Annotated in this window: 13 protein-coding genes; 3 read left to right on the forward strand and 10 right to left on the reverse strand. The window is 71.0% G+C overall.

Annotated elements, in window-relative coordinates; all coding sequences use genetic code 11:
• Positions 1–18: 18 nt before the first annotated feature.
• Genes whiA through HYQ63_RS11035 form a run of 5 tightly spaced genes read right to left on the reverse strand, consistent with a single transcriptional unit; the run spans position 19 to position 5,488 of the window.
• Positions 19–1,008 carry a DNA-binding protein WhiA gene (gene whiA, locus HYQ63_RS11015; RefSeq protein WP_176183588.1) on the reverse strand — a complete coding sequence of 330 codons (990 nt, stop codon included), beginning with the start codon at positions 1,006–1,008 and terminating at the stop codon, positions 19–21.
• On the reverse strand, positions 999–2,018 hold the full coding sequence (gene yvcK, locus HYQ63_RS11020; RefSeq protein WP_009718796.1) for a uridine diphosphate-N-acetylglucosamine-binding protein YvcK: 1,020 nt from the start codon (positions 2,016–2,018) through the stop codon (positions 999–1,001). Before yvcK ends, whiA begins: the two co-directional genes overlap by 10 nt.
• Positions 2,015–2,953, reverse strand: a complete 939-nt coding sequence (rapZ, locus tag HYQ63_RS11025; RefSeq protein WP_179933659.1) for an RNase adapter RapZ — start codon at positions 2,951–2,953, stop codon at positions 2,015–2,017. The genes yvcK and rapZ overlap by 4 nt, the downstream gene beginning before the upstream one ends.
• Positions 2,950–5,022, reverse strand: coding sequence for an excinuclease ABC subunit UvrC (gene uvrC / locus HYQ63_RS11030; RefSeq protein WP_179933660.1), 2,073 nt, complete (start codon positions 5,020–5,022; stop codon positions 2,950–2,952). The genes rapZ and uvrC overlap by 4 nt, the downstream gene beginning before the upstream one ends.
• Positions 5,023–5,062: 40 nt before the next feature.
• On the reverse strand, positions 5,063–5,488 hold the full coding sequence (locus tag HYQ63_RS11035; protein ID WP_179933661.1) for a Rieske (2Fe-2S) protein: 426 nt from the start codon (positions 5,486–5,488) through the stop codon (positions 5,063–5,065).
• A 219-nt stretch (positions 5,489–5,707) separates the two neighbouring features.
• Between HYQ63_RS11035 and HYQ63_RS11040 the strand changes: the two genes are divergently transcribed.
• Positions 5,708–6,781, forward strand: a complete 1,074-nt coding sequence (locus HYQ63_RS11040; RefSeq protein WP_179933662.1) for a LacI family DNA-binding transcriptional regulator — start codon at positions 5,708–5,710, stop codon at positions 6,779–6,781.
• The gene (locus HYQ63_RS11045) at positions 6,778–7,743 is read left to right on the forward strand and encodes a carbohydrate kinase (RefSeq protein ID WP_179933663.1); all 966 of its coding nucleotides are present in this window, start codon (positions 6,778–6,780) and stop codon (positions 7,741–7,743) included. The genes HYQ63_RS11040 and HYQ63_RS11045 overlap by 4 nt, the downstream gene beginning before the upstream one ends.
• 84 nt (positions 7,744–7,827) lie before the next feature.
• Here the strand turns inward: HYQ63_RS11045 and uvrA are convergent, their stop codons facing one another.
• Positions 7,828–10,884 (reverse strand): excinuclease ABC subunit UvrA, encoded by a 3,057-nt coding sequence (gene uvrA / locus HYQ63_RS11050; protein WP_179933664.1) that lies wholly within the window; start codon positions 10,882–10,884, stop codon positions 7,828–7,830.
• A 307-nt stretch (positions 10,885–11,191) separates the two neighbouring features.
• Between uvrA and HYQ63_RS11055 the strand changes: the two genes are divergently transcribed.
• On the forward strand, positions 11,192–11,848 hold the full coding sequence (locus tag HYQ63_RS11055) for an MBL fold metallo-hydrolase (protein WP_179933665.1): 657 nt from the start codon (positions 11,192–11,194) through the stop codon (positions 11,846–11,848).
• A gap of 222 nt (positions 11,849–12,070) precedes the next feature.
• Here the strand turns inward: HYQ63_RS11055 and HYQ63_RS11060 are convergent, their stop codons facing one another.
• From HYQ63_RS11060 to uvrB, 4 genes are all read right to left on the reverse strand, one after another.
• The gene (locus HYQ63_RS11060) at positions 12,071–13,075 is read right to left on the reverse strand and encodes a TerC family protein (RefSeq protein WP_179933666.1); all 1,005 of its coding nucleotides are present in this window, start codon (positions 13,073–13,075) and stop codon (positions 12,071–12,073) included.
• A 260-nt stretch (positions 13,076–13,335) separates the two neighbouring features.
• On the reverse strand, positions 13,336–15,321 hold the full coding sequence (locus HYQ63_RS11065; protein WP_179933667.1) for a TerD family protein: 1,986 nt from the start codon (positions 15,319–15,321) through the stop codon (positions 13,336–13,338).
• A gap of 158 nt (positions 15,322–15,479) precedes the next feature.
• Positions 15,480–16,058: a TerD family protein gene (locus HYQ63_RS11070; RefSeq protein WP_179933668.1), complete on the reverse strand. Its 579-nt coding sequence runs from the start codon at positions 16,056–16,058 to the stop codon at positions 15,480–15,482.
• A gap of 210 nt (positions 16,059–16,268) precedes the next feature.
• The gene (gene uvrB / locus HYQ63_RS11075) at positions 16,269–18,410 is read right to left on the reverse strand and encodes an excinuclease ABC subunit UvrB (protein WP_179933669.1); all 2,142 of its coding nucleotides are present in this window, start codon (positions 18,408–18,410) and stop codon (positions 16,269–16,271) included.
• Between the last annotated feature and the right edge of the window lie 11 nt (positions 18,411–18,421).

Below are 18,421 nucleotides of genomic sequence, written 5' to 3' on the forward strand. Positions count from 1 at the left end.
GCGGGACGCGATGGGCGGTCAGCCGACCATGCCCTCGGCCATCTCGTCGGTCAGGCTCGACTCCGTACCCGGAATGCCCAGGTCCTGGGCCCGCTTGTCGGCCATGGCGAGCAGCCTGCGGATACGGCCCGCGACGGCGTCCTTGGTCAGCGGCGGGTCGGCGAGCGCGCCCAGCTCCTCCAGGGACGCCTGCTTGTGCTCCATGCGCAGCCGCCCGGCCGCGGCCAGGTGCTCGGGCACCTCCTCGCCCAGGATCTCCAGCGCGCGCTGCACCCGGGCGCCCGCGGCGACGGCGGCCCGGGCCGAGCGGCGCAGGTTGGCGTCGTCGAAGTTGGCCAGCCGGTTGGCGGTCGCCCGCACCTCGCGGCGCATCCGCCGCTCCTCCCAGGCGAGCACCGACTCGTGCGCCCCCAGCCGCGTCAACAGCGCGCCGATGGCATCACCGTCCCGGACGACCACCCGGTCCACCCCGCGCACCTCGCGCGCCTTCGCCGCGATCTGGAGCCGACGGGCGGCGCCGACCAGCGCCAGCGCGGCTTCCGGGCCGGGGCAGGTCACCTCCAGGGAGGACGAGCGGCCGGGCTCGGTGAGCGAGCCGTGGGCGAGGAACGCCCCGCGCCAGGCGGCCTCGGCGTCACAGGTGGCGCCGGAGACGACCTGCGGCGGCAGCCCGCGGATCGGCCGGCCGCGGCCGTCGACCAGGCCGGTCTGGCGGGCCAGCTGATCACCGCCCGCCACCACCCGCACCACGTACCGACTGCCGCGGCGCAGCCCTCCGGGGGCCATCACCACCAGATCGGAGGAGTGCCCGAAGATCTCCAGGATGTCCTTGCGGACCCTGCGGGCCGCGATGCCCGTATCCAGCTCCGCCTCGATCACGATGCGCCCGCTCACCAGGTGCAGGCCGCCCGCGAACCGCAGGATCGCCGAGACCTCCGCTTTCCGGCAGCAGGTGCGGGTGACGGGGAGCCGGGAGATTTCATCCTTCACCGCTGCCGTCATCGCCATGGGCCGATCCTTCCATGCATCCGAAAAATACGGTCGTACGCGGCCGCCAGAAGCTCCGGGTCATGCTTCGGGGAACCGTCGGTCGCGGCTACCGGCGCCAGCTCGACCGTGCCGCCCAGTCGCTTCGCGGCATCGCACAGACTGCTCTGGTCGGGAACGGCGGCCTCGTCGGCCAGCACCACGTCGAAGGCGAGTTTAGGGGCGTGTCGGGCCAAAACCTCCAAATGACGCTGCGGGGAGAAGCCATCGGTTTCACCCGGCTGCGGCGCCAGATTCAGCGAGAGCACCCGCCGGGCCTTGGTGTCGGTGAGGGCGCGCAGCAGATCGGGCACCAGGAGGTGCGGGATCACGGAGGAGAACCACGAGCCGGGGCCCAGCACCACCCAGTCGGCGTCCATGACCGCCTCGACCGCCTCGGGCACCGCCGGCGGGTCGTTCGGCACCAGGTGGACCGACTGCACCTCGCCGGGGGTGAGGGCGACGGTGGCCTGCCCGGCGACCGTCGACACCTCGTCCGGGCGGGCCGGGTCATGGCCCTTGACGTACGCCTGGAGCTCCAGCGGCACCGCCGACATCGGCAGCACCCGGCCGTGCGCGCCCAGCAGCTTGCCGACCAGGTCGAGCGCGGCCACATGGTCGCCCAGCTGCTCCCACAGGGCGACGATCAGCACATTGCCGACCGCGTGGCCGTGCAGCTCGCCCTCGCTGATGAAGCGGTGCTGGATGACCCGGGCCCACGTCTGGCCCCAGTCGTCGTCCCCGCACAGGGCCGCCAGCGCCTTGCGCAGATCGCCGGGCGGCAGCACCCCGAGCTCGTCGCGGAGCCGCCCGCTGGAGCCGCCGTCGTCGGCCACCGTGACCACGGCGGTCAGATCACCGGTGATCCGGCGCAGCGCGGCGAGCGACGCGGACAGGCCCATGCCGCCGCCGAGCGCGACCACCTTGGGCTGCGCGCTGCGGCCCGTACGGGCCCCGACGAGCCGCCGCAGCCGCCCGTTACGGATCGTCACTCGCGCCCCATGTCACGGTGGACGATGACGGTTTCGACCCCTTCGGCGCCGAGCCGGGCGGCCAGCCGCTCGGACATCGCGACGCTGCGGTGCTTACCACCCGTACAGCCGACCGCGATCGTCACATAGCGCTTGCCCTCGCGGCGGTAGCCCGCGGCGATCAGCTGGAGCAGCTCGGCATAGCGGTCCAGGAACTCCTTGGCGCCGGGCTGGTTGAAGACGTAGCCGGACACCTCCTCGTTGAGCCCGGTGAAGGGGCGCAGCTCGGGAACCCAGTGCGGATTGGGCAGGAAGCGGCAGTCCACCACCAGATCGGCGTCGACCGGCAGGCCGTACTTGTAGCCGAAGGACATCACGGTGGCGCGCAGCTCCGGCTCCTCCTCACCGGCGAACTGGGCGTCCATCTTGGCGCGCAGCTCGTGCACGTTGAGGCTGGAGGTGTCGATCACCAGATCGGCGTCACCGCGCAGCTCGCGCAGCAGATCGCGCTCGGCCGCGATGCCGTCCACGATCCGCCCGTCGCCCTGGAGCGGGTGGGGGCGGCGCACGGACTCGAAGCGGCGCACCAGGGCCTCGTCGGACGCCTCAAGGAACAGCACGCGCCGCTTGACGTTCTTGGCGGCCAGGTCCGCGAGGGACTCGCGGAGGTTGTCGAAGAAGCGGCGGCCGCGGACGTCCACCACCACGGCGATGCGCGCCACATTGCCCTGGGAGCGGGCGCCGAGGTCCACCATGGTGGGGATCAGCGCGGGCGGCAGATTGTCCACCACGAACCAGCCGAGGTCCTCCAGACATTTGGCGGCGGTGCTGCGGCCCGCGCCGGACATTCCAGAGATGATCACCAGCTCGGGAATGGCTGCCGCCGCCTCGGCGGACTCTCCCGTCGTGCCCGTATTCACCTGCGCTCCGTCTCCGTGGATCTCGTGCTCGGTCATGATCTCGTCCCCCGGTTCCCGGACGGCGCCGACGATGCGGCCTCGTCCTCAATGATCTCTCCTGTGGAGGTGTTCACGGCGGGTGCGGCCGGAGCCGCTCCGGTGAGCGCCGCCGCCACCGTCTCGGCCGTCTTCCGGCCGACGCCCGGCACCTCGCAGATCTGCTCGACCGTGGCGGCACGCAGCCGCTTGACGGAGCCGAAGTGCTTGAGCAGGGCCTGCTTGCGGCTGTCGCCGAGGCCCGGTACGGCGTCCAGCGGCCCGGCCTTCATCGACTTGGCCCGCTTGCTGCGCTGGTAGGTGATGGCGAACCGGTGGGCCTCGTCGCGGACCCGCTGGAGCAGATACAGCCCCTCGCTGCTGCGGGGCAGCACCACCGGGTCGTCCTCGTCGGGCAGCCAGACCTCTTCGAGCCGCTTGGCGAGCCCGCAGACGGCCACGTCGTCGACGCCCAGCTCGTCCAGCGCCCGCTTGGCGGCGGCGACCTGCGGCTGTCCGCCGTCGACCACGACGAGCTGCGGCGGGTACGCGAACCGCTTGGGCCTGCCGTCGTCGTCCAGGGGGGTGCCGGCGAGCTCAGCTTCCTCGGCTCCAGCGGCGGTCTCGCCGGGCTCGGCGCTCTCCTCCCACTCCCCCGACTTCTGCTTCTCCTGGAGATAGCGGCGGAAGCGGCGGCTGACGACCTCGTGCATGGAACGGACGTCGTCCTGCCCGGCGCCGTGCCAAATTTGCGCGTCTCCGACACGACCTTTGATCTGGAAGCGGCGGTACTCGCTCTTCCGCGCCAGCCCGTCCTCGAAGACCACCATGGACGCCACCACGTCATCGCCCTGGAGATGGGAGATGTCGAAGCACTCGATGCGCAGCGGCGCCGAGTCCAGCCCGAGCGCCTCGGCGATCTCCTCCAGGGCCCGGGAGCGGGTGGTGAGGTCGGAGGCGCGCTTCGTCTTGTGCAGCGCCAGCGCCTGCTGGGCGTTGCGCTGGACGGTCGTCATCAGGTCCTTCTTGTCGCCGCGCTGCGGGATGCGCAGATCGACCCGGGAGCCCCGGCGCTCGCTGAGCCACTGGGTGACCGGCTCGGCCGGGTCCGGTACGGCGGGCACCAGGACCTCCTTGGGCACGGCGTCGCCCCGCTCCTCCCCGTACAACTGCTGGAGGGCGTGCTCGACCAGGTCGGCGGTGTCGACGGCCTCGACCTTGTCGGTGACCCAGCCGCGCTGGCCGCGCACCCGCCCGCCGCGGACGTGGAAGATCTGGACGGCGGCCTCCAGCTCGTCCTCGGCGACCGCTATCAGGTCGGCGTCGGTCGCGTCGGCGAGGACGACCGCGTTCTTCTCCATGGCGCGCTTGAGCGCCCCTATGTCGTCGCGCAGCCGGGCGGCCTTCTCGTATTCCATCTCCTCCGCGGCCTGCTGCATCTGCTGTTCGAGGCGGCGGATGTAGGTGCCGGTGCGGCCCGCCATGAAGTCGCAGAACTCGTCGGCGAGTTCGCGGTGCTCCTCGGCGCTGACCCGGCCGACGCAGGGGGCGGAGCACTTGCCGATGTAGCCGAGCAGACAGGGGCGGCCGATCTGGGCGGAGCGCTTGAACACCCCGGCCGAGCAGGTGCGCACGGGGAACACCCGCAGCATCAGGTCGACGGTCTCGCGGATCGCCCAGGCGTGCGCGTACGGACCGAAGTAGCGCACGCCCTTCTTCTTGGGGCCGCGCATGACCTGGACCCGGGGGAACTCCTCGTTGAGGGTCACCGCGAGCGACGGATAGCTCTTGTCGTCCCGGTACTTGACGTTGAACCGGGGATCGAACTCCTTGATCCACGAATACTCGAGCTGTAGCGCCTCGACCTCGGTCGACACCACGGTCCACTCGACCGCGGCGGCCGTGGTGACCATGGTCCGGGTGCGCGGGTGAAGGTTCGCCAGGTCCTGGAAGTACGAGGAGAGCCGCTGGCGCAGGCTCTTCGCCTTTCCGACGTAGATCACCCGGCCGTGCTCATCACGGAACTTGTAGACCCCCGGCGACTCGGGGATCTGTCCCGGCTTGGGGCGGTAGCTGCTCGGGTCGGCCATGGTCACCACCCTACTGGCGGGCGGTGACAGTTCAGGCGGATCAGGCGTCCGGGCCCGCGACGAGCTTTCCGCCCTTCGTCCTGACGGGCACGGACGGCAGCGGGGAGACGGCGGGGCCCTGGAGGACCTTGCCGGTGCGGGCGTCGAAGACGCTGCCGTGGCAGGGGCAGCTGATCTTTCCGTTCTCGACGGCGTCCACGACGCAGCCCCGGTGGGTGCAGACCGCGCTGAACGCCGTGTACCGGTCCTCGGCGGTCCGGGAGACGACCACCCGGTCCTCGCGGTAGAGCTTCGCGCCCCCGGCCGGGACGGCGTCGGCCGGGCCGAGGTCGACGGGGGCGGTGGGGGTCGGGGACGCCTTCTTGCCCGATCCCTCCGGACCGCAGGCCGCCGCCCCGAGCCCGGCGGCTCCGGCCAGTGCCGCTCCGCACAGCACGGTTCTACGGGAGGCGGGCTGGCTGGTCATGGGGGCTCCACGGGGCATGGCGGTACGAGCTGGGGGCTGCTCTACGACGATACCGGTACGGATCGGTCCGCCCACCGGCGGCTCCGGGTCGGCCCGGGGCGGCCCGGGGCGGACGTAAACGTTTGCGCAAGCGTTTACGCGCGGTCGCCGATGCGATACGTTCCCCCACGTTCCCGCAGCGCACCGAGAAGACAGCACACCGAGGAGAGGGGCGGGCGGATGGCGACCATGGTCGACGTGGCCCGGCGCGCGGGCGTTTCCGTGGCCACGGTCTCGCACGTCCTCAACGAGACCCGCCGGGTGCGCCCGGACACCCGCCAGGCCGTCCTGGACGCCATCGACGCCCTCGGCTACACCCCCAACACGCTGGCCCGCTCCCTGGTCACCGCCCGCACCCGCTCGATCGGGCTGGCCGTCTCGGCGATCAGCAATCCGTACTTCACCGAGATCCTCCAGGGCGTCGAATCCAGCGCCCTCGAACACGGCTACAGCCTGCTGATCGCCGATCCGCACGACGACCCGGCCCACGAGCGGAAGGTCGTCCAGCTGCTCCATGAGCGGCGGGTGGACGGAGTGATCGTCGCGCCGTCCGCCGAGCCCTCCGCGCTGATCGGCTATCTGACCCGGAGCGGGGTCCCGTGCGTCTTCCTCGACCGGCTGATCGGCGACGGACACGACCATCCGTACGACCAGGTCGGCGCCGAGAACGCGTTCCACCTCGAACAGCTGGTGCGCCACCTCGCCGAGCTGGGCCACACCCGCATCGGCCTGGTCGCGGGCCTGCCGGGGCTGAGCACCACCGCCGAGCGGATCGCCGGTTACCGCACCGGACTGGACCACAGCGGACTGCCGTTCGACCCCGGGCTGCTGGCGGACGGCCACTCCGAGGCGCGGGGCGCGGAGGACGCCACCCACCGGCTGCTGGCCTCCGCCGAGCCGCCCACCGCGATCATCACCGCCAACAACGCGATGACGATCGGCGCGCTGCGCGCCCTGCGGGCGGCGGGCCGCACCGTACCGGGCGATCTGGCGCTCGTCTGCTTCGACGACTTCTCCTGGGCCGATGTCTTCTCCCCCGGGCTCACCGCGATCTCCCAGCCCAGCCGGGAGATCGGCAGCACCGCGGTCCGGCTGCTCCTGGACCGGCTGGAGCGTCCCGGGCGGCCGCCGCGTACCGTGCGGCTGCCCTGCGCCTTCGTCCACCGCACGTCCTGCGGCTGCGCTCCCGAACCCGCGCCCGCTCCCCCATCCCCCGATCGCCCGCCGCTCCCAGGAAAGGACCCCGTCTCGTGATCGTCGTCGCCGGAGAAGCCCTGATCGATCTCGTGCCCGATCGCGCGGCCCCCGCCGCGACGGGCGACGAGCTGCCCGCGCTGCGTCCGGCGCGCGGCGGTGGCCCCTACAACACCGCGATGGCGCTGGGGCGGCTCGGCGTGCCGACCGCGTTCTGCTCACGGGTCTCCACGGACGGCTTCGGCGAGGCGCTGCTGTCCCGGCTGCGGAAGGACGGGGTGGATACCGCCCTGGTGCAGCGCGGCCCGGAGCCCACCACCCTCGCCGTCGCGTCGATCGGCGCCGACGGGTCGGCGGGCTTCGGCTTCTATGTGGAGGGCACCGCGGACCGGCTCTTCGCGCTGCCCCCGGCCCTGCCCGAGGGGACCACCGCGCTGTCGCTGGGGACCTGTTCGCTGGTGCTGGAGCCGGGCGCGAGCGCGTACGAGGCGCTGCTGCGGCGCGAGGCCGGGCGCGGCGTCTTCACCGCGCTCGACCCCAACATCCGCACCGGGCTCATCCCCGACGCCGACGCCTACCGGGCCCGCTTCCGCGGCTGGCTGCCGTACGTCGGGCTGCTCAAGCTGTCGATCGAGGACGCGCGCTGGCTGGCCGGTTCCGGGGACGCCCCGGCGGAGTCCGACGCGGCGGTCGAGGCGGCGATACGGGAGTGGGCGGCGGCCGGACCGGGGGCCGTGGTCTGCACCCACGGCGGGGACGGGCTGAGCGTGCTGTGCCAGGACGGATCCCGCTGGGCCGTGCCCGGAGAGCGGGTGGAGATCGTGGACACCATCGGCGCGGGTGACACCGTGAACGCCGCGCTGCTGCACCGATTGGCCGCCCATGACGCGCTGTCGGCACCCGCACTGGCCAAGCTGGGCGAGGCGGCCTGGCGGGACGTCCTGGGCTTCGCCGCCCGGGCCGCCGCGATCACCTGCTCCCGGGCGGGCGCCGAGCCGCCGTACGCCGCCGACCTGGCGTAAGCCGATAAGCGCACGCGGCGCGTCAGCCCGCGGGTGCGCCGCGCCCGGACCGGGCGCGGCGCACCGCACGAAGGGTTCCGCGGCCTACTTGGCGGCTGTCCGCTTCGAGGCGGCCGTGGACTTGGCCGCCGCCTTCTTGGTGGCGGTCTTCTTCGCCGCGGCCTTCTTCACCGCGGTCGTGTTCGCGGTGGACTTCTTCGCCGCAGTCTTGTTGGCCGCCGCCTTGGCCGGGGCCTTCTTGGCGGTGGCCTTCTTCGTCGTGCCGCCCGTGCGGGCCGCGGGCACGGTCGCGTCGCTCACCCGGTCGCCCAGCATGTCCCGCAGGAACTTTCCGGTGTGGCTGGCCGGAACCGAGGCCACCTCTTCCGGGGTGCCCTCGGCGATGACCAGACCACCGCCGCTGCCGCCCTCGGGGCCCATGTCGACGACCCAGTCCGCCGTCTTGATCACATCGAGGTTGTGCTCGATGACGATCACCGAGTTGCCCTTGTCGACCAGTCCGGACAGCACATTGATCAGCTTGTTGATGTCCTCGAAGTGCAGACCGGTGGTCGGCTCGTCCAGCACATAGACCGTCCGCCCGGTGGACCGCTTCTGTAGCTCGCTCGCCAGCTTGACGCGCTGTGCCTCACCGCCGGAGAGGGTGGGCGCGGGCTGGCCGAGCCGCACATACCCCAGGCCGACCTCGTTGAGGGTGCGCAGATGGCGGGCGATCGTCGGCACCGCCTCGAAGAAGTCCAGCGCCTCCTCGATGGGCATGTCCAGCACCTCGGCGATGGACTTGCCCTTGTAGTGCACCTCCAGCGTCTCCCGGTTGTAGCGCGCGCCGTGGCAGACCTCGCACGGCACATACACATCCGGCAGGAAGTTCATCTCGATCTTGATCGTGCCGTCACCGGAGCAGTTCTCGCAGCGACCGCCCTTGACGTTGAAGGAGAAGCGCCCGGGCATGTAGCCGCGCACCTTCGCCTCCATCGTCTCGGCGAACAGCTTGCGCACATGGTCGAACACCCCGGTGTACGTGGCCGGGTTGGACCGCGGCGTACGGCCGATGGGCGACTGGTCGACGTGGACGACCTTGTCGACCAGATCGTCACCGGCGACCCGGGTGTGCCGCCCGGGGACGGTCTTCGCCCCGTTCAGCTCGCGGGCCAGATGGGTGTAGAGGATGTCGTTGACCAGCGTGGACTTCCCGGATCCGGAGACGCCGGTGACGGCGGTGAGCACGCCGAGCGGGAAGGACACGTCGATGTCCTGGAGGTTGTTCTCCCGGGCGCCGTGCACCGTCAGCTGCCGCTCCGGGTCCATGGGACGCCGGATCCGCGGCAGCGGGATGACCTTCTTGCCCGACAGATAGTGGCCGGTCGCCGACTCCTCGTTGACCAGCAGCTCGCTCAGCGGCCCGCTGTGCACGACCTTGCCGCCGTGCTCGCCCGCGCCCGGGCCGATGTCCACCACCCAGTCCGAGGTCTTGATGGTGTCCTCGTCGTGCTCCACGACGATCAGCGTGTTGCCGAGGTCGCGCAGCCGCACCAGCGTCTCGATCAGCCGGTGGTTGTCGCGCTGGTGCAGACCGATCGACGGCTCGTCCAGCACGTACAGCACGCCCACCAGACCGGAGCCGATCTGGGTGGCCAGCCGGATGCGCTGGGCCTCACCGCCGGAGAGCGTGCCCGCCGCCCGGTTGAGCGAGAGATAGTCCAGGCCGACGTCGACCAGGAACCGCAGCCGCTCGTTGACCTCCTTGAGGACGCGCTCGGCGATGGTCTTCTCGCGGGCGGTCAGCTCCATGTTCCGCAGGAACTCGGCGCATTCGCTGATCGACATCGCGGAGACGTCCGCGATGGACCGCTCCTGCACGGTGACCGCGAGGACGATCGGCTTGAGGCGGGTGCCCTCACAGGTGGGGCAGGGCACCTCGCGCATATAGCCCTCGAACCGCTCCCGGCTGGCGTCGCTCTCCGCCTCCGTGTGACGCCGCTTGACGAAGGGCACCGCGCCCTCGAACGCGGTGGTGTACGCCCGCTGGCGGCCGTACCGATTGCGGTAGCGGACCTCGATCTGAGTGCGGTGACCGTTCAGCAGCGCCTTCTTGGCGCGCTGCGGCAGCCCCGCCCAGGGGATGTCCGTACGGAAGCCGAGGGCGTCGGCCAGCGCGCCGACCAGTCGGCCGAAGTAGTCCTTGGTGTGGCCGTGGGACCAGGGGTGGATGGCGCCCTCGTCCAGCGACTTCTCCTCGTCCGGAACGATCAGCTCCGGGTCGACCTCCATCCGGGTGCCGATCCCGGTGCAGTCCGGGCAGGCGCCGAAAGGCGAGTTGAAGGAGAAGGAGCGCGGCTCCAGCTCCTCGAAGGACAGGTCGTCGTACGGGCAGTAGAGGTGCTCGGAGAACATCCGCTCGCGCTGCGGATCGTCCTCGTCCAGATCCACGAAGTCCAGGATGATCATGCCGCCGGAGAGGCCGAGCGCGGTCTCCACCGAGTCGGTCAGCCGCCGCTTGGCGCTGTCCTTGACGGTGAGGCGGTCCACGACCACCTCGATGGTGTGCTTCTCCTGCTTCTTCAGCTTCGGCGGGTCGGACAGGTGGATCGTCGCGCCGTCCACCCGGGCCCGGCTGTAGCCCTTGGTCTGGAGATCGGAGAAGAGGTCGACGAACTCCCCCTTGCGCTCGCGCACGAGCGGCGAGAGCACCTGGAAGCGGCTGCCCTCGGGCAGCTCCAGCACCCGGTCCACGATCGCCTGCGGCGACTGGCGGGCGATCGGGCGGCTGCACTCCGGGCAGTGCGGCTTGCCGATGCGGGCGAACAGCAGCCGGAGGTAGTCATAGACCTCGGTGATGGTGCCGACGGTCGAGCGCGGGTTGCGGGACGTCGACTTCTGGTCGATCGACACCGCCGGGGACAGGCCCTCGATGAAGTCCACATCGGGCTTGTCCATCTGGCCCAGGAACTGCCGCGCGTAGGAGGAGAGCGACTCGACGTAGCGGCGCTGCCCCTCGGCGAAGATCGTGTCGAACGCGAGGGACGACTTGCCCGACCCGGACAGTCCGGTGAAGACGATGAGGGAGTCACGCGGGAGGTCGAGCGAGACGTTCTTGAGATTGTGCTCGCGAGCGCCACGGACGATGAGACGGTCGGCCACGCCGGTCGGCACCTTTCTTGAGGAGAGGTGGGTGCGCCGGGCCCGCTCCCGGGTCCCTCCCGACGGGCAGGACGGAGCGGAGCGAAGCCCCCGACCCAGGGTATGGGGGCGCCACGGCGATGTCTTAAGGATGCAGCACACCGAGCCTATAGCACGCACATTCGATTTGCGGGGCCCGCGTGCCCGGTTCACCCGATCGTGTGGCAGGCGCTAATGGATAAAAGGCGCATCACGCCCCTGGTATTCCCCTGCCCCCACCTCGCCCCCGACCCCACGCCGCCCGGCTTTCCGGGACTAGGCTGAGGCCATGACCTACAGCGGAGTTGTGACGGTCGGCGGACCGGCGGACGTACACGAACTGCCCGATCTGATGATCTCGAAGGTCGCGGTCGGCCCCATGAACAACAACGCGTATCTGCTGCGCTGCCGGGCCACCGACGAGCAGCTGCTGATCGACGCGGCCGCCGACCCGCAGACCCTGCTGTCACTGATCGGCGAGAGCGGCATCGCGTCCGTCGTCACCACCCACCGCCACCAGGACCACTGGAACGCGCTGCGCGAGGTGGTGGACGCCACCGGCGCCCGCACCCTGGCGGGCCGGTACGACGCCGAGGGCATCCCGGTCCCCACCGACGTGCAGGTCGAGGACGGCGACACGGTCCGGGTCGGCCGGGTCGAGCTGACCGCCCGCCATCTGGTGGGCCACACCCCGGGCAGCATCGCCCTGGTCTACGACGACCCGCAGGGCCATCCGCACGTGTTCACCGGCGACTGCCTGTTCCCGGGCGGCGTCGGCAACACCTGGAAGGACCCCGAGGCGTTCGAGAGCCTGATCAACGACGTCGAGACCAAGCTCTTCGACCGGCTCCCGGACGAGACCTGGGTCTACCCCGGTCACGGCGACGACACCAGCCTCGGCGCCGAGCGCCCGCACCTCGCCGAATGGCGCGAGCGCGGCTGGTAGCGCCCCGGCCCCTGTGCCTGCTGGGCTGCGCGGCCACGGCACCCTGTTCGCCGTGACCAGCCTGGGCTGCTTCGCCCTGCTGCCGGATACACGCCCGACGGCCGACCGTCCGACAAGCGGACGGTCGGCCGTGCGGCCCTTGGAGGCCGGGGAGGCCACTGCCTGAGCCCCGGGTCGTACGGGCGGCCGCCGTAGAGGGCGGGCCGCCCGCACGGACAGGCGTCAGACGTCGGCGCTGTCCCTGTCCCGGGTCCCGCCCTCCCCGGTCCCCGCCTCCGCCAGGGCCTGCTTCTTCGAGGCGTAGAGGCTCGTGATCGTCGTGACCGCGAGCACCGCGCAGATCACACCCAGCGACACCGGTATGGAGATCTGCGGGACGTGCACCCCGGACTCGTGCAGCGCGTGCAGCACCAGCTTGACGCCGATGAAGCCGAGGATGACCGACAGCCCGTACGACAGGTGGACCAGCTTCTTGAGCAGCCCGCCGATCAGGAAGTACAGCTGGCGCAGACCCATCAGCGCGAAGGCGTTGGCGGTGAACACGATGTACGGGTCCTGGGTCAGGCCGAAGATCGCGGGTATGGAGTCCAGCGCGAAGAGGACGTCCGTGGTGCCGATCGCCAGCATGACGATCAGCATCGGCGTCATCAGCCGCTTGCCGTTCTCCATGATGAACAGCTTGGTGCCGTGGTACTGGTCGGTGGAGGGGACGCGCTTCTCGACCGCCTTGAGCAGGCGGTTCTCCTCGTACTCCTCGTCCTCCTCGCCCGAGCGCGCCTCCTGGATGAGCTTCCAGGCCGTCCAGATGAGGAAGGCGCCGAAGATGTAGAAGACCCAGGCGAAGGTCGAGATGATCGCGGCACCCGCGGCGATGAAGACCGCGCGCAGCACGAGCGCGATCAGCACGCCCACCATCAGCACCCGCTGCTGGTAGATCGTGGGCACCGCGAACTTCGCCATGATCAGGACGAAGACGAAGAGGTTGTCGACGCTGAGCGACTTCTCGGTGATGAAGCCCGCGAAGAACTCGCCGGAGGGCTGGCCGCCCGCGAAGACCAACAGCCCGAGCCCGAAGAGCCCGGCGAGGACGATCCAGACGGTCGTCCAGATACCGGCCTCCTTGAGGGAGACCTCATGCGGTTTGCGGCCGCCTATGAAGAAGTCGACGGCGATGAGGGCACAGAGACCGACAATCGTCAGCCCCCACATGGCCACGGAAACGTCCACGGATCCTCCGGCATTCGTACGGCAATTTCAGCGTCGTCGCTGCCGGAGGTCTCTTCCGCCCGGGCTCGCGCCACGGACCGGTGCCCCGGGACCGCGCCCGACCCGACTCAAGGTGCACGGGCGCGATCCGTGGTGACGGGAACACCGCTTAAGGAGTACTCCCCTCCGCGTAAAGAAGAGTACAGGAAGCCCCATGAAAGAGTAAAGAAAAAGGCAAATACCCTGCTCATAGGGGGTATTGACGAGTAATGATCTCCGGGTCAGCGTCCGTACGCCTGCCGGGCCCGCGCCACCTGCCCCAGCACCTGCTGGAGCACCTGGCTGCCCGCTGGGACGAGCGGCGGCTCGTACGTCCAGGCGTGGCCGACCCAGGGGTCGGCGAGGTGATCGTCGGCGACCGGGGTGATCCGCAGCAGCGAGCGCCACAGCGGGTCCAGCACCGGCCCGTACGCCTGCGCGTCCTCGCGGTCGGCGACCATCATCAGATGCACCCCGACCGAGGGCCCCTCGTCCGCGAGGTAGCGCAGCTGCGTGACGGCCCGGTCGTCGAAGCCGTGCGGGAAGTCGTGGACGATCAGCAGCTGCTGGGCGAGGTCCAGATCCGGCGGCAGCGCGTCGGTGGCCCCGCTGCGTATCGCCATCTGCACCAGGTCGACGCGCCGGGTCAGCGCGGCGAGCACCGAGGACACCCCGGCCGCCCCGGCCACCGGCGGCTCACGCAGCGCACCGGACGACACCAGCGGGGCCAGCGAGGCCGCGGCCGAGCCCGCCGGGTCGATCACATGCAGCGAGAACTCGTCCACCGGATACACCGCCAGCAGCCGCGCGGCGTGCGCCACCGCCGTCTCGGCGGCCAGCCTGCGCAGCTCGGCGGAGTCCAGCAGGGCGCCGTGGGCGGAGCCGGTGCGCCCCGCGTCGACCCACAGACCGCGCTCCAGCGGCAGCCGCACCAGCATGGGGATGCGCAGCCCGGTGCGCTCCGGAAGGTGCAGATCGCCCAGGCGCAGCGCCATCGGGACCTCCATCGGCACCTGATAGCCCTGCCAGACCGGGCTGTCCCAGCGGGCGTACGCGGGCGGCAGCGCGGGCTCGACGACCTCGGCCTCGGCGGTCAGCTGCGCCAGGTCGCGGTCGAGGGCGGTCCGGGCCTGCTCGACCAGTCCGGCCTGCTTGGCGCGTGCCTGCGCGCGGGCGGTGTCGGCCGCGGGGCCGACCCGGGTGCGCGGGTCGGAGAGGACCTTGTCCAGCTCCTGTTCCATCCGGGATTCGGCGAAGTCGACGGCGCTGCGATAGGCGGCGGTGGTGCGGGCCAGGTCCTCGAACATGCCCCAGACCTGGTTGTAGAGCCGCTCGTCCATGGTCCAGCCGGAGGCGTCGCCCGCGACGGGCCGCGCGGGCTGTCCGGGCGGGGCGGGCGGCGCGGCGGGCGGGGGCGTGGGCGGAGCGGCGGTGCGGCGCCCGGGGTGCTGGTAGTTGATCGGCCCGCCCGGGGAGGTGTCCCCCGCGGAGGACGGCTGAGCCCCCGCCTGGGTCGGGGACTGAGACCCCGCCTGGGTCTGGGACTGTGACCCCGCCTGGGTCTGCGGCTGGGCCGGGGCGGGGGCGTCCGGCGCGGCCCCGGTGCCCGCCGTGGCCGTACGCACCCGGCCGTCGCCCCCGGCAGCACGCGGCGGGGGCTGGGCCACCGAGCGGGCCATGCCGCGCGCCACCGCGTCGTTGATCTCGGCGGCCAGCTCGGTGGCCTGGGGCAGCCCCTGGTCCCGCAGCATCTCGGCCAGCCCGCCCGCGTACCCCTGGCCCACCGCGCGCACCTTCCAGGCGCCCTGCCTGCGGTACAGCTCCAGGGCGACCACCGCGGACTCCGCGTCCAGGTCGGTGATGGTGTAACCGGCCACCTCGGTGCCGTCGAGGCCGGTGACGGCGACGGACGGCGCGGCCATGGCGCCGAACCGGACCGGGCCGCCGGCCCCGCTCACCAGGGCGAGCAGCACATGCACCCGGTGGACGCCCTCGGGCAGCGCGTCGAGGTCGACGGCGAGCCGATGGGCGGCCGCCGCCTGTTTGGACACTTCGATGCCGGGCAGCTGGGGCGAGGCGGGGTGCGCGACCCACTCGACGCCCCGCACCGTGCCCTGCTCATCGCCGAGTGTCGCCCCGGCCACGATCGGATTACCCGCCGAGATCCGGATCTCCAAACGGGTCTGGGGCAGCGGGTGGTTCTGCCCCCGGACCAGCTCGGCCGTCATCGTGCGTCCCCTCGTTGTGTTCCGTTGTGTGCGTGGTGGTGCGTGGTGGTGCGTGGTGCCGCGTAGTCGGCGCCGTGGTGGTGTGCGGACGGTGCCGCATGAGCGCGTCGGCCCGGCGGGCAGACGCACCACCGGGCCGACGGGACAACCGCTTCCGCTTACAGGTGCGGCACGATGTGCGGCATCAGGTCCTGGAAGGTACGGCCGTTGGCGGGCTCGCCCACGGCCTTCATCTGCCAGGCGCTGCCCTCGCGCTGCACGAGGGCCATGATCTGCGCGGTGTACTGGCCGCCACCGGTGAGGGTGTAGCGGGCCAGCTCCTGGCCGTTGGTCTCGTCGACCAGTCGGCAGAACGCGTTCTGCACCTCGGCGAAGGTCTGGCCGGTGAAGGAGTTCACCGTGAAGATGATCTGGTCGATGTGCACCGGCACCCGCTGGAGGTCGACCAGGATCGCCTCGTCGTCACCGCCCTGACCGGCGCCGCCGACCAGGTTGTCGCCGGTGTGGCGCACCGAGCCGTCGTCGCTCACCAGGTGGCGGAAGAACACGACGTCGGTCGGCTGCTTGTCGGCGAAGAGCACCGCCGACGCGTCGAGGTCGATCTCACGGGTACGGGAACCGAACAGTCCGCGGCGGGGCGCCGCCTGCCAGCCCAGTCCCATCCGCACCGCGGTCAGGGTGCCCCCGTCGGCCTTCTGCAGGCTGATGGCCTGTCCCTTGGACATGTTGACCGTCACGCGCTGTCCCTACTCTCGTCTCTCGGTTTCCCCGTGGCCACCGCCGCGGCACGGCCACGGCCGCGCCGTGTGCACGGCCCTCCCGAAAACCCTATGCACGCCTACCAGCACTCCGGCCAGGCGAGCGGGCTTTTGTGTCGGTCTTGCAACACAGCGGGACCACGGCGGAACGACAGCGCGACCACGGCGGAACCCCAACCGCCCCAGGGGTCAGGAGAGCCCGGCCTCCCTCATCTGCCGCAGCTCCTTCTTCAGCTCCCCGACCTCGTCCCGCAGCCGGGCCGCGACCTCGAACTGGAGCTCCGCCGCCGCGGCCTTCATCCGGTCGGTCATCTCCTCGATCAGCTCGGCCAGTTCGGCGGCCGGACGGTCGGTCAGCTCGCCGTCCTTCGCCCCCTTGCCGCCCGCCTTGTGGGACGCCAGGGCGGGCACCGGCGCCTTCGCCTGCCCCTTGCCCGCTCCCTTGCCCTGGTCCGCCGACTTGCGGTAGCCGGTTTCCAGCAGCTCCTTGGTGTCGATCTCCTCGCGCGCGAGGGTCGCCACGATGTCGCCGATCTTCTTGCGGAGGGGCTGCGGGTCGATCCCGTTCTTCTCGTTGAACGCGATCTGCTTCTCCCGGCGGCGGTTGGTCTCGTCGATGGCCTTCTCCATCGCCGGGGTGACCTTGTCGGCGTACATGTGCACCTGGCCCGAGACGTTACGGGCGGCGCGGCCGATGGTCTGGATCAGGGACGTGCCGGAGCGCAGGAAGCCCTCCTTGTCCGCGTCGAGGATGGCGACCAGCGAGACTTCGGGCAGGTCGAGGCCCTCCCGCAGCAGGTTGATGCCGACCAGGACGTCGAACTCGCCCGCGCGCAGCTCGCGCAGCAGCTCCACCCGGCGCAGGGTGTCCACGTCGCTGTGCAGATAGCGCACCTGGATGCCCAGTTCGAGCATGTAGTCGGTCAGGTCCTCGGCCATCTTCTTGGTGAGGGTGGTGACGAGGACCCGCTCGTCCTTCTCGGTGCGGGTGCGGATCTCATGGATCAGATCGTCGATCTGGCCGTCGGTGGGCTTGACCACGACCTCGGGGTCGACCAGGCCGGTCGGCCGGATGATCTGCTCCACGAAGCCGTCGCCGCGGGACATCTCGTACGTCCCGGGGGTCGCGGAGAGATAGACGGTCTGACCGACCCGCTCGAGGAACTCCTCCCACTTCAGCGGGCGGTTGTCGAGCGCGGAGGGCAGCCGGAAGCCGTGCTCGATCAGCGTGCGCTTCCGGGACGCGTCGCCCTCGTACATCGCGCCGATCTGCGGCACGGTGACATGCGACTCGTCGATGACCAGGAGGAAGTCCTCCGGGAAGTAGTCGAGCAGGGTGTGCGGCGGGGAGCCGCTCTCCCGGCCGTCGATGTGCAGCGAGTAGTTCTCGATGCCGGAGCAGGTGCCGATCTGCCGCATCATCTCGATGTCGTACGTGGTGCGCATCCGCAGCCGCTGGGCCTCCAGCAGCTTGCCCTGCTTCTCCAGCCGGGCCAGGGTCTGCTCCAGCTCGGCCTCGATCCCGGCGATGGCCTTCTCCATGCGCTCGGGTCCGGCCACATAGTGGCTGGCCGGGAACACATACAGCTCCTGGTCGTCGCTGATCACCTCGCCGGTGAGCGGGTGGAGCGTCGACAGCGCCTCGATCTCGTCGCCGAACATCTCGATCCGGACCGCCAGCTCCTCGTAGACCGGGAAGATCTCGATGGTGTCGCCGCGGACCCGGAAGGTGCCCCGGGTGAACGCCATGTCGTTGCGCGCGTACTGGATGTCCACGAAGCGGCGCAGCAGCTGGTCGCGGTCGATCTCCTCGCCGACCTTGAGCGGCACCATGCGGTCCACGTACTCCTGCGGGGTGCCCAGGCCGTAGATGCAGGAGACGGAGGCCACCACGACCACATCGCGCCGGGTGAGCAGCGAGTTCGTCGCGGAGTGGCGCAGCCGCTCGACCTCCTCGTTGATCGAGGAGTCCTTCTCGATGTAGGTGTCCGACTGCGGTACGTACGCCTCGGGCTGGTAGTAGTCGTAGTACGAGACGAAGTACTCGACCGCGTTGTTCGGCAGCAGCTCGCGGAACTCGTTGGCGAGCTGGGCCGCCAGCGTCTTGTTCGGCGCCATGACGAGCGTGGGCCGCTGAAGCTTCTCGATCATCCACGCGGTGGTCGCGGACTTGCCGGTGCCGGTCGCGCCGAGCAGCACGACGTCCTTCTCACCGCCGCGGATGCGCCGGTCGAGGTCGGCGATGGCCGTGGGCTGGTCGCCGCTGGGCGTGTACGGGCTGACGACCTCGAAGGGCGCCACCTTGCGTTCGATCTGAGTCACGGGCCGCATGAGACCCACCG

This window comes from Streptomyces sp. Rer75, assembly GCF_013414305.1.
GTDB lineage: Bacteria > Actinomycetota > Actinomycetes > Streptomycetales > Streptomycetaceae > Streptomyces > Streptomyces himastatinicus.

What these genes read in the sequence shown, in the direction of transcription:
- HYQ63_RS11035 (WP_179933661.1), bottom strand. Translation starts at nt 5,488, where the DNA reads ATGACCAGCCAGCCCGCCTCCCGTAGAACCGTGCTGTGCGGAGCGGCA.
- whiA (WP_176183588.1), bottom strand. Translation starts at nt 1,008, where the DNA reads ATGGCGATGACGGCAGCGGTGAAGGATGAAATCTCCCGGCTCCCCGTC.
- HYQ63_RS11055 (WP_179933665.1), top strand. Translation starts at nt 11,192, where the DNA reads ATGACCTACAGCGGAGTTGTGACGGTCGGCGGACCGGCGGACGTACAC.
- rapZ (WP_179933659.1), bottom strand. Translation starts at nt 2,953, where the DNA reads ATGACCGAGCACGAGATCCACGGAGACGGAGCGCAGGTGAATACGGGC.
- uvrB (WP_179933669.1), bottom strand. Translation starts at nt 18,410, where the DNA reads ATGCGGCCCGTGACTCAGATCGAACGCAAGGTGGCGCCCTTCGAGGTC.
- HYQ63_RS11040 (WP_179933662.1), top strand. Translation starts at nt 5,708, where the DNA reads ATGGCGACCATGGTCGACGTGGCCCGGCGCGCGGGCGTTTCCGTGGCC.
- HYQ63_RS11065 (WP_179933667.1), bottom strand. Translation starts at nt 15,321, where the DNA reads ATGACGGCCGAGCTGGTCCGGGGGCAGAACCACCCGCTGCCCCAGACC.
- uvrC (WP_179933660.1), bottom strand. Translation starts at nt 5,022, where the DNA reads ATGGCCGACCCGAGCAGCTACCGCCCCAAGCCGGGACAGATCCCCGAG.